Here is a 306-nt window from a genome sequence, read left to right on the forward strand (position 1 = left end):
TGAATCGCCCCGGATTTTCTAGACACTCTCCAAGCTCAGGAAATAGCGTTTCTCATACTCTACTGGAGACAGCTGCATAGCACTGCTGTGCCGGCGTTTAGGGTTATAGAACATTTCGATGTAATCGAAAATATCACTTCGGGCGTCTTCACGCGTTGTGTAGATCTTTCGTCGAATTCGCTCCCGCTTCAAAAGCTGGAAAAAGCTCTCGGCTACGGCATTGTCGTGGCAGTTTCCTCGCCGACTCATGCTGCTGATTACATTGTTGGCCTTCAAGAAGCTTTGCCAGTCTGAGCTACTGAACTG

At 48.7% G+C, this 306-nt stretch carries 1 protein-coding gene; it reads right to left on the bottom strand.

What is annotated here, in order from left to right:
• Window positions 1–18: 18 nt before the first annotated feature.
• Window positions 19–306 (bottom strand): IS3 family transposase (locus CE491_RS00050; protein ID WP_199884900.1); only part of this gene is annotated, 288 nt, incomplete at its 5' end.

The organism is Pseudomonas bohemica (assembly GCF_002934685.1).
Lineage (GTDB): Bacteria > Pseudomonadota > Gammaproteobacteria > Pseudomonadales > Pseudomonadaceae > Aquipseudomonas > Aquipseudomonas bohemica.